This window comes from Tunturiibacter lichenicola, assembly GCF_051013355.1.
GTDB classification, from domain to species: Bacteria; Acidobacteriota; Terriglobia; order Terriglobales; family Acidobacteriaceae; genus Edaphobacter; species Edaphobacter lichenicola_F.
This window is the reverse complement of sequence record NZ_CP132944.1, coordinates 2,246,119-2,268,417: the sequence shown is the minus strand read 5'-3', so window position 1 is coordinate 2,268,417 and position 22,299 is coordinate 2,246,119. Positions and strand designations below refer to the sequence as shown.

The 22,299-nt window shown below is 53.7% G+C and carries 11 protein-coding genes; 6 read left to right on the top strand and 5 right to left on the bottom strand.

What is annotated here, in order from left to right:
* The first annotated feature begins 3 nt into the window (after positions 1–3).
* The 3 genes from RBB82_RS09675 to RBB82_RS09665 all read left to right on the top strand — a co-directional run bounded on the left by RBB82_RS09675 (position 4) and on the right by RBB82_RS09665 (position 7,436).
* The gene (locus tag RBB82_RS09675; RefSeq protein ID WP_433974919.1) at positions 4–1,437 is read left to right on the top strand and encodes a sugar porter family MFS transporter; all 1,434 of its coding nucleotides are present in this window, start codon (positions 4–6) and stop codon (positions 1,435–1,437) included.
* Positions 1,438–1,757: 320 nt separating this feature from the next.
* On the top strand, positions 1,758–5,300 hold the full coding sequence (locus RBB82_RS09670) for a carboxypeptidase regulatory-like domain-containing protein (RefSeq protein WP_433974918.1): 3,543 nt from the start codon (positions 1,758–1,760) through the stop codon (positions 5,298–5,300).
* Between the two features lie 126 nt (positions 5,301–5,426).
* Positions 5,427–7,436, top strand: coding sequence for a glycoside hydrolase family 97 protein (locus RBB82_RS09665; RefSeq protein ID WP_433974917.1), 2,010 nt, complete (start codon positions 5,427–5,429; stop codon positions 7,434–7,436).
* 36 nt (positions 7,437–7,472) lie between these two features.
* Here RBB82_RS09665 and RBB82_RS09660 read toward each other — a convergent pair whose 3' ends face one another.
* A complete protein-coding gene (locus RBB82_RS09660) occupies positions 7,473–8,552 on the bottom strand; it encodes a LacI family DNA-binding transcriptional regulator (RefSeq protein WP_433974916.1) in 1,080 nt (359 codons plus the stop codon).
* Positions 8,553–8,704: 152 nt separating this feature from the next.
* Here RBB82_RS09660 and RBB82_RS09655 point away from each other — a divergent pair, with 152 nt between their 5' ends.
* Positions 8,705–11,098: a glycoside hydrolase family 95 protein gene (locus tag RBB82_RS09655; protein ID WP_433974915.1), complete on the top strand. Its 2,394-nt coding sequence runs from the start codon at positions 8,705–8,707 to the stop codon at positions 11,096–11,098.
* Between the two features lie 159 nt (positions 11,099–11,257).
* Positions 11,258–13,438 (top strand): alpha-galactosidase, encoded by a 2,181-nt coding sequence (locus tag RBB82_RS09650; protein ID WP_433975358.1) that lies wholly within the window; start codon positions 11,258–11,260, stop codon positions 13,436–13,438.
* 400 nt (positions 13,439–13,838) lie between these two features.
* Here the strand turns inward: RBB82_RS09650 and RBB82_RS09645 are convergent, their stop codons facing one another.
* The 4 genes from RBB82_RS09645 to obgE form a co-directional block, all read right to left on the bottom strand.
* Positions 13,839–15,143: a GGDEF domain-containing protein gene (locus tag RBB82_RS09645; RefSeq protein ID WP_433974914.1), complete on the bottom strand. Its 1,305-nt coding sequence runs from the start codon at positions 15,141–15,143 to the stop codon at positions 13,839–13,841.
* Positions 15,144–15,508: 365 nt separating this feature from the next.
* Positions 15,509–16,351, bottom strand: a complete 843-nt coding sequence (gene panC / locus RBB82_RS09640) for a pantoate--beta-alanine ligase (protein ID WP_433974913.1) — start codon at positions 16,349–16,351, stop codon at positions 15,509–15,511.
* Positions 16,352–16,480: 129 nt separating this feature from the next.
* On the bottom strand, positions 16,481–17,395 hold the full coding sequence (panB, locus tag RBB82_RS09635) for a 3-methyl-2-oxobutanoate hydroxymethyltransferase (protein ID WP_433974912.1): 915 nt from the start codon (positions 17,393–17,395) through the stop codon (positions 16,481–16,483).
* A gap of 169 nt (positions 17,396–17,564) precedes the next feature.
* Complete coding sequence (obgE, locus tag RBB82_RS09630) at positions 17,565–18,662, bottom strand: GTPase ObgE (RefSeq protein ID WP_433974911.1); 1,098 nt, start codon at positions 18,660–18,662, stop codon at positions 17,565–17,567.
* A gap of 242 nt (positions 18,663–18,904) precedes the next feature.
* Here obgE and RBB82_RS09625 point away from each other — a divergent pair, with 242 nt between their 5' ends.
* Entirely contained in the window at positions 18,905–22,249 is a 3,345-nt protein-coding gene (locus tag RBB82_RS09625) for a carboxypeptidase regulatory-like domain-containing protein (RefSeq protein WP_433974910.1), read from the top strand.
* Positions 22,250–22,299 lie beyond the last annotated feature (50 nt).

Sequence of the window (22,299 nt, the reverse complement as noted above, 5' to 3'; positions counted from 1 at the left end):
GCCATGCAAACAGCTCCGATCCATATCGGGATGTCCGCCCAGGCTCCTAAAGCACAGCATACGGCGTACCTTTGGACGATCACTCTGGTAGCCGCGATGGGTGGTCTCTTATTCGGCTATGACTGGGTTGTGATTGGCGGCGCGCGACAGTTCTATGAGGCTTACTTTCAACTCACCTCGGAGCAGCTTGTAGGATGGGCGAACAGTTGCGCTCTGGTCGGTTGTTTTATCGGATCGCTCTCGGCTGGCTATGCAGGTGACCGGTTTGGACGCAGACCGGTTCTTCTCCTCTCTGCAATCCTGTTCGCAATCTCCTCGGGGCTGACTGGCTGGTCTTACTCCTTCTCAGCGTTTATCTTCTGGCGGATCGTAGGTGGAACAGCGATTGGGCTCAGTTCTAATATCTCCCCCTTATATATTGCAGAGATCAGTCCTGCATCGATACGGGGCCGACTCGTCAGTCTGAATCAATTTGCAATCGTCGTTGGCATTTTGCTGGCGCAAATTGCGAACTGGCAGATCGCCCGTCCGATACCAGACCATGTCAGTCGTTCCGTATTTCTAGGGACATGGAATGTGCAATATGGGTGGCGCTGGATGTTCTGCGCTGTGGTTGTGCCAGCGGTTTTATTTACGGTTATGTCGTTCTTCATTCCCGAAAGCCCTCGCTGGTTGATGACAAAAGGCGACGACGCATCGGCATATAAGGTTTTGAATCGAGTCGGTGGGTCGACCTACGCGCTGAGTGAAACCGCCAACATCAAGAGGACGCTCGAACTGGAGGCCGGCATGAAATCCTCCTGGCGAGATCTCTGGCTGCCGGGAGTTCGGAGAATTGTTTTAATCGGTGCAGCACTGGCCGTGCTGCAGCAATGGACGGGCATCAATATCCTCTTCAACTATGCGGCGGAGGTGTATCGTAGCGCGGGTTATGGTGAAAACGACATTCTTCTGAATATCGTGATTACGGGAGCCATCAACCTCATATTCACCGTCTTCGCCATGTTCATCGTCGATCGGGTTGGACGCCGTCCGATGATGTTGTTCGGTTGTATCGGTATAGGGGTGTCACATCTCTTGTCTGGAATGGCTTACCGAGCTGGGTGGCACGGCAGCGCGGTTCTGGTGCTGACCCTCAGCGCGATTGCGTGTTACGCCCTCACCCTTGCTCCAGTCACTTGGGTGCTGATCTCGGAGATATTTCCCAACCGTGTTCGTTCTCAAGCTGTGTCCGTGGCCGTTAGCGCTCTTTGGATCGCTTCCTTTGCACTCACATATACCTTTCCTCTCATCAACCATGCACTTGGCAGCTCTGGGACGTTCTTAGGGTATGGAGCGATTTGCATGTTGGGTGCGGTCTTCGTCTTCTCCTTCGTTCCTGAGACGAAGGAGAAGACCCTCGAAGAGATTGAGGCGGAAGTAATGTCTTCAAACTAGTGGGGCGTCAGGTCTCTCTCTCGAAACGATTGATACGTGAAAGCTATTCCTTCCCATGGATTTAGGGCAACGTACCCGTAATACAGAAGCACGCAGCGACGTTGCTCATAAACACCGCCAATAATGAGGTTAATGAATTTAATAATTATGCTTGACAGTCTTTCAATTAGAGGTCTACCGTTGCTTTCCGGTAACGTACACTCTCCGCACAAAGGCTTGAAAGATTTGTTCGAGTGACGCCCTGCTGTTGCATTTGTTCCCGAGGGGCCAATGTTTATGAAAGCAAAGATAAAGAGATCGATAGGTAAAGGGGCACTGAGATGACGAAGAAAATGTCGCATGAGATTTGTGGACGAGCCAGGCACTTTCTACTGCTGTTCATGTGCGTGCTGGGTATGATGGTCACCAATCAAGCCGCATTCGCTCAAGTGGATCAGGGCGCAATCACGGGTACCGTGCAGGACAGTACTGGCGCAATTGTCCCAGCGGCCAAAGTTATGGTAAAAAATATCGACACAGGTCTGATTCTTGAGCGTACCTCGAATGGGAGCGGTGTCTATGTATTTTCCCCGCTGAAGATCGGTAACTACACGGTCAGCGCCACAGCGCCGGGCTTCCAGACGACTAAACAGGAAAACATTCACCTCGATGCTGAACAGAGACTTAATGTCGTCCTATCTCTTCGAACTGGCGCAGTATCCGAAACCGTCACCGTCACCGATGCTCCCCCCTTGCTTGAGACACAAACAAGCAATGTTGCACAAGTCATCAGCAGTGAAACCATCAACAACACACCTTTGAACGGTCGTAACTTCGTTTACATCGCTCAGTTGACCGCAGGCGTCGCCCCTCCGCTCGGAAACACCCGCGGTTCCGGCACAGGTGACTTTGTTGCGAATGGGCAGCGGGCAGAACAGAATAACTTCATCCTGGATGGCGTCGACAACAACACTAACCTTGTCGACTTCCTGAATGGTTCCAGCTACATCATTCGCCCTCCACCGGATGCTTTGTCGGAGTTCAGTCTCCAGACGAGCAACTTCAGCGCGGAGTTTGGACACTCCGCAGGTGCGGTCCTAAGTGCGAGCATCAAATCCGGAACGAACCAAATACATGGAAGTGTCTGGGAGTACGTCCGCAACACGGTCTTCGATGCCAAAGATTGGAATGCGCTGACGATTCCCCCATACAATGAAAATCAGTTCGGGGCGACGCTTGGATTTCCGATCTGGAAGAATAAACTCTTCTACTTTGGTGATCTCGAGGCCAACCGCATCGCGAGAAGCAATCCAGGCACATACACGGTACCCACCGCGTTAATGCGACAAGGCAATTTTTCCGAATTGCTCAATTCCGGTCTAAACGGTCAAAGTGTTCAACTTTACCAACCGAATTCAGGCGGCGGAGCAGCGAACAAGCTCTCGTGTAACGGTCAAAACAACGTTTTTTGCCCAGGGCAAATCGACGCCGTAGCGCAAAATATTCTGAGCCTGTATCCCTCGCCCAACGCGAATGGCGGCAAAACGTACAACAACTATATCGTCAACACACCAACGCACAACAATACGTTTCAATGGGACCAGCGTCTGGATTGGAACATCAGTTCGCGCGATCAGACTTACGTACGTTACAGCTATGTTCATCAAATAGCGACGAACGGCCTTCCTCTAGGAAATCCGCTCGACGGTAGTTCCTATGGTGGCGAATATGACGTCAACCTCGCCCAAAATTTTGTAGGAAGCGAAACTCATATCTTTTCCCCGACTCTCACCAACGAGTTCCGATTCAGCTTCAATGCGGGCAGATTCTCGTTCCTTCAGCCGAATGCCAATGTCAATCTAGCTCCCACCTTAGGCCTTGGCGGGATTCCATTCACTCCAAATGAGGGTGGTCTGCCGTTATTCGTCATCTACAACAATGGCGTAGGTAACAGCAATGGCCTCTCGAACGCAGGTTCACAGGGTACGTCGAACGAATCTCAAAACGTCTATCAGATACTCGATAACGTCTCAAAGACTCTAGGAAATCACTCGTTGAAAGTGGGAGTTTCGTTCCAGGCTATCCGCTTCTTCTACCGATATGCACCCTCGAACCTTGGAAACTATTACTTCACGGGGTTATACACCAGCGATCCTACAGCGAGCACGACAACTGGTTCTGGCATTGCCGACTTTCTCGCCGACCAGATGAACACCGGCGCTATCTCGAGTGCGCCGAATGTGAACGACGCACAGTGGTACGACTCCGTATATTTTCAGGATGACTGGAAGCTCAATCCCAGGCTGACACTTAATCTAGGCGTACGGTACGACTACTATGAGCCATTCAAGGAGAACTCCGGAAGCCAGGAGAACTTCATTCCTGGTTCGCTGGGAATCGGCACTGGCTCCGGTACAGTGATCTTCCCTAAAAGAATTCAAAACACAGTCGCACTCGGTAGCGTATTTCCAGGCATCTTGGCTAAAGACGGTATCGGCATTCAGTATGTCGATAACCAACGGTTGACGAGTGGTCAGTTGAACAACTTCGCGCCACGAGTAGGCTTCGCCTTCCAGCCTGACCCGCTGACTGTAATCCGCGCCGGCTATGGCATCTTCTATGGCGGGTTGGAGAGTAATGGCGGTACAAACATAGGTGATAACTTCCCCTTCCGAGGCCAGATCAATATCAATCCCAAATCCTGCTCGTTGGGAAATTGCCCCTCGAATGGCCTCACTTTGGAAAGCGGCATGTCAGCCTACCTTGGCAACGGCATTCTGAACGCGGTCAATTCGCCTGGCTTCCACGCTGTGGATAGCCAGATCAAGACGCCCTACACGATGAACTACAACCTGTCGTTTCAGCGTCAGATGACATCGAATCTCTCGGCGACCATCAGTTACGTTGGGAATTCGTCGCGTCACCTGGGTACATACGCGGACCCAAATGCTGTTCGTGCTCTGTACGCAGCGGGAACCAGCACGCAGCAGTTCCAGCCGTTTCCTGATCTAGGGGGCATCGGGACTATTCATTATGGTGGCGTGAGCACGTACAATTCTCTGCAAGCAAAGGCAGAAAAGCGCGTTTCACACGGCCTGAGCTTTCTCACCACCTACACCTGGGCTCACGCGACGGATGACACTGGATCTGCCGGTGGTCTCTCAAGTGGCATCGGCGATCGGCAACGAGCTCTTATCCCGATCATTGATGAATTAACTAACTCGGTCTACGACGTTCGCAATCGCTTCACTATGAACGGCAACTATGCTCTCCCATTCGGCAGAGGACGCGCGTATTTGAATCATTCCCTATGGGTCGATGAGATCGTGGGTGGCTGGTCGTCAAGTCTGACCTGGGTCGCCCAGAGCGGGACACCCTTCACTGTTTACGCGAACAACACCGGGGCTGCTGGGGCGACGGATAGCAGGAGGGCAAATGTAGTGCGTGACGCCTTCTCTGCTGGAGGCTCCCCGGATCCATCAAATACAGCGCTGACAGCCGCCGATTGTCCAACCTCGGTAAGGAACCGTACGAATTGGTATAACCCATGTGCCTTCGCCAACCCTTTGCCGGGCAACTTAATCACCACACCAGTTACAGATGTTGCATCTGTGATCCAGTATCTCGGCGGAAAATCTAATCAGATCTACGGACCCGGATACTACGGTGTGAATATGTCTATCTTCAAAAACTTTGCGATCTGGCATGAGCAGTATCTCCAATTTCGCGCTGACGGATTCAACGTCCTGAACCATCCGACGTTCGCTAATCCGTCCACAACCAACGACAGCGCGAATGCAGGTAATATCACAGGTCCGAAGTCATTCCAGAACAACACACCAGATGCTCGCTTCTTTCAACTGTCATTGAAATACGCGTTCTAGTGCGAACAATTGCTAGTCAGCTCCACTGAAGTAAATCAAGGGTGAAGGGCCGCCGCAAGTGCGGCGCCCTTCGCCCTGTACTGCTATCTACTCTCCTGCCGTATTTTTATCGAAAGGCTGTTCACTATGCGTTGGTATTCGAAGATCTCATGCATCGTCTTAATTGCTGCAGTAATAATCGGGGGTCACAAAGGGGTTGCGCAATCCAAGTCGGTTACACTTTCTTCGCCTGATCAACTGCTCACCATACAGTTCGTCACAGTCGCCGAAAAAGACTCTTCATCCTCGGTAGGCAAACTTATCTACTCGGTGACGTTTCGTGGCAAACAGTTACTCGATCAGTCTGCCCTGGCGCTTGAACTAGAGGGTCACCCACCGCTTGGAAGCAAAGTCCAGATCGTCGAGAGCGTCCCGGGGAAAGGAAGTGACGACTACACCCTGTTGGCAGGCAAGGTCAGTAGTGTTCATGACCAATACAACAGCCTGGTGCTAAGTACCGTTGAGAACGATGAGCCCCACCGATCACTCGAGATTGAAGCACGTGCCTACAACGGCGGTATCGCCTTTCGTTACGTCGTACCCAAACAAAGTGCGATCAAAGAACTTCGTCTAAAACAGGAAGACACGGAGTTTCGTATCAGCACTGATGCAACAACATGGGCGTTGGCTCTTCCAAACTATCGCAGCAGCTACGAGAGTGAATATGTGAAGTTGCCCATCACAGCATTCAGCAATCAGGGCGGAGTTTCGAGCAGCTTCCTAATTGGGATGCCGCTACTGATGCACTCCCCAGGCGCAGCTTGGATGACGCTGACAGAGGCCGATCTAGAGGGAAATCCTGGCATGTACGTTACCAATCCTTCTGGAAATTGGGCCGGCCACTACTTCGTCTCGAAACTTTCTCCGCGGCTCGATGATGCGGTTCTGGCTCTAACTACAACTCTTCCGCACCATTCGGCATGGAGGGTTCTGCTCGTGGCGGACGAACCCGGCAGGCTGATGGAATCTAATATCATCTCGGATCTCAACTCGCCGAATCGAGTGCAAGACACAAGCTGGATCCACCCAGGAAAAGCATCTTGGAACTGGTGGGCAGGTGATATTGGACCGGACGGAAAGTCGGCATACACCACAAAGAATATGGAGTATTACGTGGACTTCGCGGCTCAGTCCGGGTTTCCATATATGTTGCTTGACGCTGGTTGGGCCGACGGTGGCGACATCACGAAGCTACGTGGCAATGTCGACGTGCCGGAGCTGGTACGCTATGCAGCCGCGAAGCATGTCAAGGTGTGGATTTGGCTTTATTCGACCTCGGTGATGAACCAGATGAAAGAGGCCTTCCCTCTGTTCGAGAAATGGGGTGTAGCCGGAGTGAAGATCGATTTCATCAACCGCGACGACCAGGACGGTATTAAGTTCTATTACGACGTGGCCAGGGAAGCCTCGGAGCACCATCTTATGGTCGACTTTCATGGTGCCAGCAAGCCTTGGGGTATCGAGCGCACCTATCCCAATGTACTCAGTTACGAAGCGGTCTTAGGGGCCGAGAACAACAAGGTGGCCAGACGGGATAGTCCAGTCGACCGTACAGTGTTTCCGTTCACGCGGATGGTGGCTGGCCCGTTGGACTACACCCCTGGCGGCTTTAACAATGTTACGGAGAATGACTTTATCGCCCGCGATCAAAGTCCGATGGTGATGGGCACGCGAGCACAACAGCTAGCACTGTACGTTGTCTTTCAAACTCCATTTCAAATGGTTTCGGACAGTCCGCAAGCCTACGCTAACCAGCCCGCATTCCAGTTTATTCGTGATGTTCCAACCCAGTGGGACTCGATGAATGTGCTGAATGGTGAACCAGGCGAGTTCGTGACGATTGCGCGCAGCCATGGCAATGAGTGGTACCTCGGCAGCGTTACCAACTGGACCCCACGCGATCTACACGTCCCTCTCAACTTTCTTGGCGCAGGCCGTTACACCGCCGAGATTTATCAGGATGCTGCAGACGCAGCAACACATCCCAAGAACGTAGTAGTCAGGAAGCAGATTGTGCGTGAGGGGGAGGAGCTTACCCTGCATCTGGCAAGTGGCGGCGGCTGTGCGATCCGTTTCGTCCCTGAGGCTGCCAGATAGAGTAATCTCGCGAGACCCAGTCAGTCAGGCAGCGGTCTAGGACCGTCCAGGATCTGCGAGGTCGTCCAATCGCGCCATGAAGAGAGGAAGATTACTACGGAAGATAATATGCGGTGCAAGACGGATCATGGGGGAGGTTTTCTTATCTTCGAGCAAATAGGTGATGAGGCTTTCGAACGCGACCTTTCCTTGCGTAAAGGGACGCTGATAGAGCGTTGCAAGAATCTTCCCCGTCTCGATCAAAGGAACGAGTTGTTGGAAGAGATCGGTTGTGACGACCTGAATCTTCCCGAGCAGACCTTCCTCTTCAAGAGCCTGGAGTACCGGAACACTATTCGCCGTGCTGATATACAGCCCTTGCGGCTTTCCGTCACCACGGAGCAGCGCAAGCGTCTGTCGATAGGCCTCCTTAGGACGTTCATGAGACTCGACAGCGGGCAACAACGTGAGATGTGGAGCAAACATCGCAAGGGTAGCTGCGAAGCCGCGAAGTTTTTCCGCGTGGTCGACGGTAGTAAGTTCACCAGTCACTGTGGCCACGTGCGTCTTGCGAGTCAGTTTGTGCGACAGAAGCTCGGCCGCCAGCGCACCACTTGTGTATGCGTGCGCAGAAACGAGACCAATGCGACCACTTCCGGGCGCATCGCTGGAGACGCAAAGCATCGCAGTGCCGTGGTCGGTCAAACGACGGATAATCGGATCAAGTTTTCTCGGATTGCCAGGGGTAAAGATAATACCGTCGTACCGCTCCTTCAGCTGGGACTCCAGCATTTCGGCATCTCCCTGCCCGAGGCGAGGATATTCATGGAAGACCACATTGATGTGCACTCCAACCGTAGCGTCTGCCGCAGCCCGGATGCCGGCGCGCAACGGGTCGAAGAAATGAGAGATCTCTTTGGGGAGAACCACTCCGATCTCGATTCGGCGGTTGAGCTTCAACGCTTGCGCAGCGAGATTGGGTCTATATCCCAGTCGCTCTGCCATCTGCCGCACACGCTCTTTCGTCTTCGGGCTGACGCCGGTTCGCTCGTGCAATGCACGATCCACCGTGCCGATCGAGATGCCAAGTTCTCTCGCAATGTCTTTGATGCCAGGAGTCTGGGGCGTATTTTTCATATGAGTCGAAATTGGAACAAGAAGCACAAAAGCCATGTTACGGCGATTACACAACAAATGCGCGATTTCTCTGTCTTTCAGTTACGCCGAGCCTATCGAGACTTTCTTGGCCAGTCAATCCTGAGTGCACCCAACCGTACAGAGAGGATTCGATGAGTCCAACTAGGCGCGAATTTCTGCGTGGTAGTTTAGCTCTTGCCGCTCTTCCGTCCAAAGCAAATTTCTCGTTGGCTGAAGGTACAGTTTCATCCAACGTGCTGTGGTATGGAGGCGAGGCAAAGCGCTGGCTGGAGGCTCTTCCCATCGGCAATGGCCGGATCGGCGGGATGGTCTTCGGTGGTGTCCACAAGGAGCGCATCGCACTAACAGAATCGACGGTCTGGTCCGGTGCGCCGAGTACTTCGGATGTAAATTCCGAAGGTCTCAAACATCTCGACCAGATACGCCAGCTTCTCTTTCAAGAAGACTACGTCCAGGCGCGAAAGCTCTGCGAAGACGACCTTCTCAGTCATCCAACTTCTTTCGGCACGAACCTTCCTTTGCTCGACCTGGTAGTTGAATTTGATCACTCCGAAGAGGCGATTGAGTACCGAAGAATACTTGACCTTGATGAGGGGATTGCTCAGGTCAACTATCGGACAAGATCAAACAGCTTCACGCGCGAGGTATTCTCCTCGAACCCGGACAATGTCCTCGTAGCCCACTTGGCAAGCGGGAACCGTGGACAGCTGAATCTCAAGATTCACTTCGAAGGGGCCATCATACCGGGGAGGACCATCCATTCCAGCAATGACACTCTAGTCTTTCGGGGACAAGCATTCGAGACCTTGCATAGCAACGGCAAGCAAGGTGTCGACGTGGAATGCCATGTTCGTCTGGTCCATCAGGGAGGATCAGTTTCTGTCATAGAGGATCAGCTACAAGTCCACGGAGCCGATTCAATTACACTCCTCGTTGCAATCGCAACCAGCTACGGTAACCGGGTACCGGAGAAATACTGTGAGAATGCGTTGCAGTCAGCATCCACAAAAAGCTATGCGGATCTTCGCAAAGCCCATGTTGCGGATCATCAGGCACTCTTCCATCGGGTTCAAATAAATCTCGGATCAAATCCCCGCGTCACAGGCATTCCGACCGACCAGCGGAGGAGATTGTTGGAATCGGGAGGTGCCGACCCAGAGCTCTGCGCGCTCTTTTTTCAATATGGACGCTATTTGACTATCGCTGGCTCCAGAGCCAATTCACCTCTTCCTCTGGCACTCCAGGGAATTTGGAACGACGGGCTTGCATCCAGCATGGGCTGGACCGATGACTTTCACCTGGACATCAACACCGAGCAAAACTACTGGCTCGCGGAAGTCGGCAATCTCACCGAGTCGCAGACGCCGCTCTTCACCTTGATCGACCAGCTGCGCGAATCTGGCCGCCACACCGCCAGGAACTTGTACGGTGCTCCTGGCTGGGTCAGCCATGTAGTTACAAATCCGTGGGGCTATACAGCACCAGGGTGGGGGTTGGGTTGGGGACTCTTTGTTACCTCAGGAATCTGGATTGCGTTGCAGATGTGGGAGCATTTTCGCTTCTCTGGAGACAAAAAGTTCCTACGCGAACGCGCATATCCGGTATTCAAGGAGGCCGCCGAGTTCTTCCTCGCGTACATGGTGGAGCATCCAAAGCATAAGTGGCTTGTCACCGGACCCTCCGACTCTCCAGAAAACGCCTTTCTCAGTTCATCCGGAGCCTATTGCAACGAATCCATGGGACCAACCTGCGATCGCGTTCTGGTCTACGCACTCTTCACCATATGTCTCGATGCGCAAGCTCTGCTATCGATCGACTCAGACTTTGGACCTAAGCTGGAGCAGGTGCGCCAGAAACTACCGCCATTGCAAATTGGCCGTTTTGGCCAACTTCAGGAGTGGCTGGAAGACTTTGAAGAAGCCGAACCCAATCATCGTCATACCTCTCACCTGATCTCGCTCTATCCCGAACATCAAATAAGTCTCGACAAGACGCCAGAGCTTGCAAAGGCCGCACGAGTCACTCTGGAGAGGCGTATCCATCATCCGAAGTGGGAGGATACAGAGTGGAGCCGAGCCAACCTGGTGAACTACTACGCAAGACTCCGTGACGGAGACTCAGCGCATCAGCATCTGGTTGGGCTCATCTCGAAGGCGACCGAGGACAATCTTCTGACGTACTCACGTGGCGGCGTTGCCGGAGCATCGCAGAATATCTTTGCGATCGATGGCAACACCGCGGGAGCTGCAGGGGTAGCTGAGATGCTTCTGCAATCACAAGATGGTTCCGTTCATCTGTTGCCGGCTCTCCCTGCGGCATGGCCCGACGGGCATGTCACTGGTCTCTGCGCCCGCGGTGAATTTCAAGTAGCGATGCATTGGAATTCCAATCAACTTGTCTCTGCATCTATCTACAGCAGGCAGGGTGGAAGCTGCACGGTCCGCTACAGAGAAGGTAGTGCGACCATCCGGCTGGAGCCGGGTCGCACGATGCGACTCACAGAAAAATCATTTGTATCCAATTAGGATCACAACAAAAGAGCGAAATCTGCGGAGTGGAAAATGAGCAATCGAAGCGGAGCTGCAACGAAACAACGACGAAAGGGGATCTCTTTCCCTGACTCAATCGCATACAAACTGAGTTCGTCCATCTATGCCGCGTTATGGGTTGTGGTTATTGGCTTCATGATCCCAGCCGGCATCAATGCACAAACAAAGAGTTCTTCGATTCGTTTCGACAAGCAGACACAAGTCTTCCACATCGATGCTGCAGATATGTCCTATGTACTTGGGATCAACGAGCAGAAAGAGATCCAAGCACTGTACTGGGGCAAGCGTCTGAACGCGGCAGACACCTTCGGAGTTCCTCACTCTGCTCCGGGCTTGTCGGGATTCGATTCTTCGATAAACACCACGCAGCAGGAGTTTACCGGGTGGGGCGGCGGTCAGTACGTCGAGCCTGATCTCAAGATCACCTTCCCCGATGGCAATCGTGACCTTGTATTGCAGTATGTATCGCACATCATCGAAGGCGACAAACTTACCATCGTCCTCAAGGATATCTCACGCGATGTCTTTGTACAGTTGGAGTACCAGGTCGACACGACGACCGGCATCCTCAAGCGATCAGCACAAGTGCAGAACAAAACCTCTGCTCCATTGACGATTGAGCAAATTGCTTCAGGCACATGGAACCTGCCTCGTGGAACCGACTATCGCTTACGTTACCTCACTGGCCGCTGGGCAGGAGAATGGAGTCTGCATGAGCAGATCATTCAACCAGGGAAGACGACTCTCGAGAGTCGCCGCGGATCTACCGGCGCGCAGAACAACCCATGGTTTGCGATTGATCGAAACGGATCGAACGATCAGGATCACGGCGATGTGTGGTTCGGTGCACTCGGATGGAGTGGTTCCTGGCAGATCAACGTCGAACAAGATGAGGTTCAGCAGATACGCGTGACTGGTGGTCCCAACAGCTTTGACTTCGGTTATCGATTGGCTCCAGGAGAGCATCTCCAGTCGCCCGATTTCTATGGTGGTTACTCGCATGACGGCATCGGTGGTGCTTCAAGGCTTCTTCACCGCTTTGAAATCTCCACAATCCTGCCGCATGGGCCGGACCCAAAGCTGCGGCCGGTTCTCTATAACTCGTGGGAAGCCACGGAGTTCAAAGTGGATGAAGCCGGGCAAGAGGCGCTCGCCGAAAAAGCAGCAAGCATCGGTGTGGAACGCTTCGTCATGGACGACGGCTGGTTCGGCCAGCGATCGACCGATCATGCGGCCTTGGGCGACTGGTATGTAAACCCCGTCAAGTTTCCTCATGGGTTGAAGCCGCTTATCGACAAAGTCCACTCTCTCGGTATGGACTTCGGCCTCTGGGTAGAACCCGAAATGGTGAACCCGGACAGCGACCTCTATCGGAAACATCCTGACTGGGCACTCAACTTCACCGGCCGGCCTCGCAGCGAGGGACGTAACCAGCTCATGCTCAATCTGGCTCGCCCGGATGTGCGCGAATACGTCTTTCAGTTTCTCGATAAAATGCTTAACGAAAACGACATCGCCTTTCTCAAGTGGGACTACAACCGCAATTGGTCTGAACCCGGGTGGCCAGCCGTGGCGCCCGAAGATCAAAAGAAGGTCTACATCGCCTATGTGCAAAACCTCTACTCGATTCTTGAAGAACTACGCGCAAAACACCCTCGGGTAGAGATCGAAAGCTGCTCTGGCGGCGGAAGCCGCATCGACCTCGGCATCATGCGATACACCGACGAAGTGTGGCCTTCGGACAATACCGACGCCTTCGACCGCCTCCTGATACAGGACGGCTTCACCTATGCCTATGCTCCAGCCGTGATGATGGCGTGGGTCACCGATTCACCAACATGGGTCAACCAGCGCACACTATCACTCGAATATCGTTTTCTTTCGTCCATGCAAGGATCATTGGGCATCGGCGCAAACCTCAACAACTGGAAGCCAGAGGACTTCGCCACTGCGAAGAAGATGGTGGCGCAGTACAAGCAGATTCGAGAAACAGTGCAGCGAGGCTCGCTCTACCGCTTGATCTCGCCGCAAAATGGAAGCGAACAGTCTGTTACCGAAACGGTATCGAAAGATCAAAGCCAGGCCGTCACGTTTGCCTTCCTCCACTCCAGCCAAATGCTCTATCCGTTCCCGCGAATCTATCTCCGTGGGCTGAGGCCGGAGGGCATATATAAAATTTCGGCTATCGACGGCAAACTATCAGGTGACATTCCATCTGTCGCCAGTGGCGCCTTCTGGATGCAGCATGGTGTTGATATCGAATTACGAGGAGATTTCCAGGCTGCGGCGTTCTCGTTAGAAGCAGTTGACCGGTAGAAACGTTTAGCAGCAAAATCAAGTCGGATGACGAAGCAGCCAATCGGTGCAAAATCTATGAAAGATCGTTCATAAACGTAAATATCCGAGAAGATGGGCCCTCTATCAACCGCCGGCTAAAGGAGCGAGGCGAGGTACAAATCGTTTTTTTTCCACTCCACTCGCCAAAGCGATAACAGTTTCGCTAAATATTAGGTTGCAATCAGCGAGGACCTAATTCCTTGACAAGGATATTGATATTGTCCACGAGCCTGTCCACTCGCGAAGTAAGACTGTAGCAAGCCATTTATTCTAATGAAAATAATTAGCTAAATACCTTTGCATCGGCAAGTGGGATCGCGTGTGTGGCACCATGCGATCGAACATCTCGCAAGGGTTCACTCGGAAAAAAGCGTAGAGTTCAATCCACCTGGGCCAACGATTCAGAGCTGTTGTTCATAAGGTAATGGATTGTTCGCTCCTCTTTGGGCACTCGTTTTTTAGCTGTATTCGCCAGCTCACCCCAGCAGACGCGGTTTCGTCCTTCAGCCTTAGCCCGGTACAACGCCTTATCGGCTGCATCGAGCAGATCTTCGTGACAGCTGGCATCGCTTGGGAAGCACGAAGCTCCTCCGCAACTGACAGTAGACAGTCGAGGATGAACACCAGGCTCCGGTAGTGCAGGCGATCCGGCCACTTCGACAAGCTTGCGAATGCGTTCGGCGACGATCAACGCGCCCTCTTTCGTCGCTCCAGGCAGCAGAACGACGAACTCCTCTCCACCAAACCTCGCAGCAAAGTCGTCCTTGCAACGCAGGCTCTGCAACAGGAGAGAAGCAACGCGAACCAACACACGATCACCGTATAGGTGGCCGCGAGTGTCGTTCGTATTCTTGAAATGATCAATATCAATAACGATGGCGGAGATGCAGGTTTTGGATTCAACTGCCTCGCGCCAAAGCTTTGCGAACTGAAGCTCATACGAGTGCCGGTTCGCTAGTCCAGTCAGGCTGTCGAGCGAAGAGATCCGCTGGAGCTCAACATTCAAAAAAGAAAGCTCTCGGCTCTGTATCTCGCTGCGCAAACGCATCAGATATCCGACTCGCTCCTCACGGCAGATGCTGTAGTTTCCTACGGCGGTCATGGAGATAGCGCAGATCGCCAATGTTATCCCGAGCAACTTCTCCGAACCATTGAGAAAGTGATCGTGGTGAATGAAAACAAAATCGCTCATGAGTAGAACGGCTGAGGCACTAAGCGCATAAACAAAATGCAGGCGCATTACAACGTTGACGAAGATGACCGCTACGATCAGTCCGACTTGGGCGTATGCCGATGAAGTAGCGTTTCTGTTGCTCTCGAGATAGAGATGGACGATGCCAATGAGGCAACTCGCAACCGCAATGCTCGTTTCGCGATAGATCTTGTTAGGACTCCAGCGCATACTAACGTTCACTAACAAAGCGATCGGCGTAACGATGCACAGGCGAATCTGCAAGGGAAGCCAGGAGTTATCGCCTCGAATAAAGTGGTCCGCGATGACATAAACGTTGAACAACCCGATCGCGATCAAACCCTCTATCCAAAGTCGCGCCGAGCGCTGAGACAGTGTTGATTGCTCGAAGCCGCTCTCGAGTGGCTCCGGCAAGGCCAACTGCTGGAATCCCCTCCGTGAGAGTCGCTCTATCTCTCCAATCGCAAGTTCATGGATAGAAGTGCTCGGCATCTTGGACTCGTTTCTCCGAAGTATGTCTCATTTACTTTTAACAACTAGTACGTCTCATTGGATGCTCGAATCCCAAACCCTGCCCAACAATGATTGCAACGATGTTACTAAAGCGGGATAGCAATACACTCCCCATTCTCGGTGACACATAGTACTTCTGTGTCATCCCTATAGAAAACAGTTCGTGATAATCACAGGCCTGGCGGTATTTTTGCCAAATGCTGCCTAAACAAACTCTTTGCTAGTAGTTACCAACATATTCAACACGGCAAGAAGGCCGAGCTCAAATCAGCTACGGCAAATCGACCTGGAATACTGTCGGACAAATGCTCTTCACCTGATTATCGTCACTTCAGCGAGAAACTTCACGCCACAAGCAAGTTATCGATCAAGCGGGTTGTCCCTATATATGCTGCCACCGCCACAAGTGTGCCTGCTTCAGCGGAAGTTACTGGAAGCAATGTATTAGCATTCACTATGCTCAAGTAGTCCACGCGCACTTCATCGGCAGTCTTCAGAATCTCCATCCCACCCGCAATTAGTTGTGCAGTCCGACGCTCCCCCGAGGCAATCATGTGTTCGATCTGCCGCAGTGCTCGATGCAGAGTCAATGCACGAGCCCGTTCCATCGAGCTGAGATATTTGTTTCTGCTGCTAAGCGCAAGTCCATCCGGATCTCGCACGATCGCACAACCCACCAATTCAACGTGAAAGTTAAGATCCCGTACCATCTGCCGCAATACCGCAAGCTGAGCCGCATCCTTTTGCCCGAAGTAGGCGCGCTGTGGGCTGACAACGTGGAATAGTTTGGCTACCACCGTCGCTACGCCCGTGAAGTGGCCTGGGCGGGACGCTCCATCGAGCCGATCTCCGACGCCTGCAACTGAAACCGTCGTCACCGCGCCCTGCGGATACATCTCAGCGGCATCGGGAGCAAACAGCACGTCGACGTTCTCAGCCTCCAGCAGTCGGCAGTCTTCTTCAAAAGTTCGTGGATACCGAGCGAGATCTTCACCGGGCGCAAATTGCAGTGGATTTACAAAAATGGAAGCTGATATTACATCGCATTCCGCGCGCGCACGCCGCACCAGTGAGATGTGTCCCGCATGGAGCGCTCCCATCGTGGGTACAAACCCTAACATGCGACCGTTCAACCGCAACTTACGACAGACGTCCTGCATCTCCGCAACTTTCGTCACGATCTGCATCGAGTAAAACTCCTCTCACCTGCATCTCCGCAGGCATAACTTTGTTGTTTTGGGGCAAGCACGAAGACGCATAAAACAACGCCAGGACACCTAACTTGTTCGCGTGGTCGTTTTACTTCTCGTCGTTTTCTATCTCATTGCTTCGGATGGCTCGGTCATCAACTCCCGGATCTCACGCGAGAGGTGATAGCTCTCCGCATCGGAAGGAAATGTCCTCGCTTCAACATCCCGCCGATACTCTCCCAATGCATCTTGCATTACTCCTGCTACATCCGCGTACCGTCTCACGAATTTTGCCGGAGCAGAAAAGGTCATCGTCATCATGTCGTGCAGCACCAGAATCTGCCCATCGCAATCCGGCCCCGCACCGATTCCGATCGTAGGAATGTGTAACTCATCGGTGATGATCTTCGCCAACTCTCGCGGCACACCTTCCAGCACGATTGCAAAACAGCCAGCCTCTTCTAACGCGAGAGCATCCGTGCGCAACTCGTCGATCGCTTCCATCGTCTTTCCCTGCACCTTGTACCCACCCATTCGATGCACGCTCTGCGGGGTCAACCCAAGATGCCCCATCACAGGGATCTCCGCTCCAACGATTCGGCGGATCAGCTCCTTTCGCTCGCGGCCCCCTTCGAGCTTTACAGCTTCGGCTCCGGCTTCTTTCACAAACCGTACAGCGTTTGCGACACCTGCGCCCTTCTTCGTCTGGTAGCTGCCGAAGGGCATGTCTGCCACCAGCAGCGATCGCCGCACGGCCCTCCGCACACCACGCGTGTACAGCAGCATCTCGTCCATTGTGACTGCGAGCGTGTTCTCTTGCCCTTGCATCACCATAGCGAGCGAGTCCCCAACCAGCAGAACATCCAATCCAGCTTGGTCGACTAACCTGGCGCTTGCGTAGTCGTATGCGGTAACAGCCGTAATAGGCTGTCGCAGCAACTTTTTCTCAAGTAAAGAGGGGACCGTTACCTTGGCGAACGGAATAGCATCACGCCCAACCCGCGCGACGTCTCGTTCCGTAGAGAACGTAGTCAGACTCATCATCATCTCCAGTGCAGTTCCGCCGCGTGTCGACCGGACAAGCCGACTTTGGCTGGATACCACCTGTCCCAGCAGCTGCCTAGGCCTACGTTAAACCCTACTCGCCTTTCGTCTTAAATGGCAAGTTCAAGCTCCGTTCGCGAAAGCAGTGAGTCTTGAAACTTCGGAGTTAGGCGCGGCCTCTCGCGGAGCCGGGGGGAGGCGGGTAGTTGGGTTTCATCTTCGCTGGGACCACCGGTTCAGGTTCTAACTCGATGGGCCGGTGGGCCGCAACCATCTCGGCGATCGCGAACTTCAGCGGCTCGATGCCCTCTCCCGTCACGGCGGAGATCGTGAAGAAGGGCAGCTTGCGTCGCTTCGCCATTGTGGTCAGCTTTTTCAACTTGTCCGGATTGGCTACATCCGCCTTGGCCGCAACGAGGATGGTAGGTTTAGCGGCAAGCGCAGGATCGAAGCTCTTGAGCTCCTCGGTGATGACCTTGTAATCGGTGACGGGGTCTGTCCGATCACTCGAGTCGGAGACGTCGACGAGGTGGACGATGACGCTCGTGCGTTCGATGTGCTTAAGAAACTGAATGCCAAGCCCGGCGCCGAGATGTGCGCCTTCAATAAGACCCGGAAGATCAGCGACCGTGAACGATTCGGTATGGGGGTACTCGCCAACCTGGACCACGCCAAGATTTGGCTCGAGCGTGGTGAACGCGTAGTTGGCGATCTTCGGCTTGGCAGCGGAGAGACGCGAGATCAAGGTCGATTTGCCGACATTGGGATACCCAACGAGTCCGGCATCGGCGAGCAACCGCAGCTCAAGACGATAAGCGCGTTCTTCGCCAGCGCGGCCAAGCTCATGTTCGCGCGGAGCCTGGTGGGTACTGGTAGCGAAGTGCTGATTTCCACGGCCCCCACGGCCACCTTTGGCAATGACGATGGTCTCATTCGGACGGGCGAAGTCGTGAATCAGCTCACCCGTGGCGTCGTCATAGAGCAACGTGCCAACGGGCACCTTGAGTGTATTGCTGTCGCCGGCGGAACCCGAGCAGTTGGAGCCGAGCCCGTGGCCGCCGCGTTGCGCTTTATGCTCAGGGTTATAGCGAAAGTGAACCAGTGTGTTGTGGCTCAGCGAAGACGACATAAGAACGTCGCCGCCATGGCCACCGTCGCCTCCCGAAGGCCCTCCCTTGGGAACGAACTTTTCGCGGCGGAACGCCATACAGCCGTTTCCGCCATCGCCGGCCTTAATTCGAATTCGTGCTTCGTCAATGAACATCTCTATTAACAGTGTACTAGTTTGCGAACCAGAAGCAGGCTTCCACGCGGAATGCGGCTGTTATGGCGATTTTTAATACGGTAGTCAGTTGCAGGAGACAGCGTTTTTACATTTGTAACCCTCCCTTAACCGCAACATGCGAACATGGTCAGGACTCGGACATTGTTTGATCAGAGCATTGGTCCATAGCAGGCGCGGAAGGGCATGCAGTCTGCAGGGCGAATAAAATTCAGGAGACCAGAGTGAAGAATTTGGGATTTGTGAGGCGGTGCGCGCCGATTGCGGCGCTCTGCTTAGGCCTCGGTGTGCATGGTTACGGGCAATCGGCTGTTGACGGTGCAATTGGCGGTACAGTAGAAGATGCGAGCGGCTCGGGACTTGCGGGCGCGATCGTAGTAGTCCACTCGAATGCAACGAACGCCGAGCAGAATGTGAAAGTCGATAGCTCGGGTGTCTTCCGGGTCATCCACCTGCAGCCTGCAACCTACACGGTTACAATTACGGCGCCAGGATTCCGGACTTTTCGATCTGGTGAGGTGATCGTCGAGGTTGGCGTGCTGACTGATCTCTCTCCTAAGCTCTCGGTGGGCAATGCGAGCGAGACGATCGAGGTGACCACCGAGGCACCTATGCTTAATACGACATCGCCGGACTTCTCCGGGGTAATCAATCAAAAAACACTACTGGATCTGCCGGTGAACAACTACCGCTGGTCGGCTTATGCACTGTTGACGCCAGGGGTGGTTGCAGATTCGAGCGGATTTGGTCTGTTGAGTTTTCGCGGCCAGAGCACGTTGCTGAACAACGTCACCATCGACGGCGCCGATGATAATCAGGCGTACTTCTCCGAGGAGCGTGGACGCACCCGCGCAGGCTACTCGACGGCCAAGGCTTCCGTGCAGGAGTTCCAGGTCAATACGTCAAACTACTCGGTGGAGTATGGCCGGTCTGCCGGTGGCGTCGTGAACTCGGTCACGAAGTCAGGTGGAAATCAGTTTCACGGCGAGGGATATTTTTACGACCGCGATGCAGAGTGGGGAGCTGCGAACGCGTTCACCACACAGACGGTGCAGCTGGTTCCAGGTGGGCCGTTTACGGCGCAGAACTTCAAGCCGACCGACCGACGCAAGCAGTGGGGAGGAGCGGTCGGTGGACCCATTCTCCGCGACAAGCTGTTCTTCTTCTTTGCGGCTGACCGCTTTCAAAGAAACTTTCCTGCCGTAGCTGCTGCGAGCAATCCTTCGAGCTTCTTCGCCACACCAGACGCAGCCCTTCCAGCCGGTAAGGTGTGCGGTGGAACAGGCGCGACGGCGCCAAGTGCGATCGATGTATCGGCCTGCACGCTGCAGACCAATCTGAAGTTGGCCACGTATAGCGCAGCCGCAACCCGCTACGTCAGTGGGCTTACCAACCTGAATACGCTGCTTGGGAACGTGCCGCGTACAGGCGATCAGACGGTCTTCTTCCCTAAGATCGACTGGCAGATCAACGGAAAGAATCATGCTTCATTTGAAGTGAATCGGTTGCGCTGGATCTCGCCCGCCGGCATTCAGACAGCTTCGACGGTCTTCGACGGTTCGCATAGCTTCGGCAACGACTATGTGCGCGATACGTTCGGCATTGCGAAGCTGGATACAGTGATTACAAATACCATCAGCAACGAAGTTCGGTACCAGTATGGCCGAGACTTTGAGTTCGAGTTTGCCCAGGATCCATCCGCGTACGAAACGTCGAATCTGGTAAACACCCCGGCAGGCTATACCAATCCTTTTGGTGGACTTCCGCCGAGTGTCGCCATTACCAACGGCTTTACCTTTGGAACGCAGACATTCCTGCAACGTGCCGCGCTGCCGGATGAACGTCGCTATCAGGTTGCCGATACAGTGAACTGGATCCGCGGAAACCACAGCATCAAATTCGGTGGCGACTATATCCATACCAATGATCTGATCAACAATCTTTTTGCGCAGTACGGTGGATTCAGCTACTCGACGCTGACGAACTATCTCACAGACCTATACCTCTCGGAGAATCCCGCAACGGTTTCGCAGGCTCATAACTATAGTTCGTACACGCAGGGCTTTGGTCGGTCTGGTCTCGACTTCAATACGGGCGACTATTCTTTCTTTATTCAGGACGAGTGGAAGTTGAACCCGCGGCTCAGTCTGACCGGTGGTATCCGATACGAGTACGAGCAATTGCCTTCTCCGGTGAGCGACCTCATCGTTTCATCGATCCCTCAGACGGGTTCGATGCCAAGCAACAAGAACAACATCGGTCCGCGAGTCGGCTTTGCCTATGATGTGTTTGGAAGCGGCAAGACGATTTTGCGAGGTGGTTACGGAGAGTTCTTCGCTCGCGTCATCAACTCGACGGTCTATAACGCGCTGATCAACACTGGTTCGCTCAATGGTCAGCCGAGCTTTAGTTACACTTCGACGAGCGCAGGCGCGCCAGTATTTCCGCAGGTAATTCCGGCGCTGGTCGCCACGGGAACTCCACCGAACTCGACGTTCTTCGACAAGAACTTCAAGCTGCCCGAGATTCACCAGGCTGACCTTACGATCGAGCAGGACCTCGGCTGGAATACCGTCGTCAGCGTAACCTGGTTGGGATCCTTCGGACGTCGTCTACCGAGCTTCGTAGATCAGAACCTGCCAACTCCGACCTCTGTAACCTACTCGGTGGTGGATACGTCAGGAAAGGGTCCGCTGGCAAACGGTTCTACCTTTACGTCGAACTTCTTTGCGAAGAGCACAGTGTCGTCGAAGACATGCCCGAGCCAGCGTCCGGACTGCAACTTTGGATCGAAGACGAACATCTTCAGCGGTGTGAACTCGAACTACCAGGGCCTGGTGGGTCAGATCTCACATCGTCTCACGCACAACCTGCAGTTCAACGCGAACTATACTTGGTCGCACGCCTTGGACTACGGGGAGAACAATACGACTGGAACCTCCGCGAACGCTCTGCTGGATCCAACCAATCTTCGTGAGGAGTATGGAAACTCCAATCAGAATGTTCCGAACCGATTTGTCCTGACTGCGGTGGCAACGTCTCCGTGGCGCTTTACGGGTTGGAAGAGTTATCTGCTGAATGACTATGAGGTCTCGCCGAACTTCTCGGCGCAGAGCGGCTTGCCCTATTCAGTTGCGACTAGCGGAACTCTGTCGACCGGCCTCATCAACGGGGCGCAATTGAACGCGGTTGGCGGCGGTGTCAATGGGTCAAACGGCGCCTTCCGGCTGCCAGGGTTTGAGCGCAACGGGCTTCAGCAACCGAAGACAAATGTTCTGGATCTCCGCCTCTCGAAGCGGTTCACGGTTGCGGAACGAGTGAAGCTGGAGCTGCTTGGAGAGAGCTTCAACATTCTGAACAAACAGAATGTCACGTCGGTGAATACGACCGGATACTTCATCGGCACGACTACCAACGCAGCGAAACAGGTAACGGGGAACGTGCTGACCTTCAATACGAGCAACGCGAACTCTGCGTTGCCGCTGTTTGGGTCCGTGACGAACTCAAACGCCAGCGGGTTCACTTACACGCCACGGCAGGTTCAGTTAGGGATTCGAGCGCAGTTCTAACCATAACGTTGTTTCAAAAGGGTAGCGGCTACGGCCGCTACCCTTTTCTC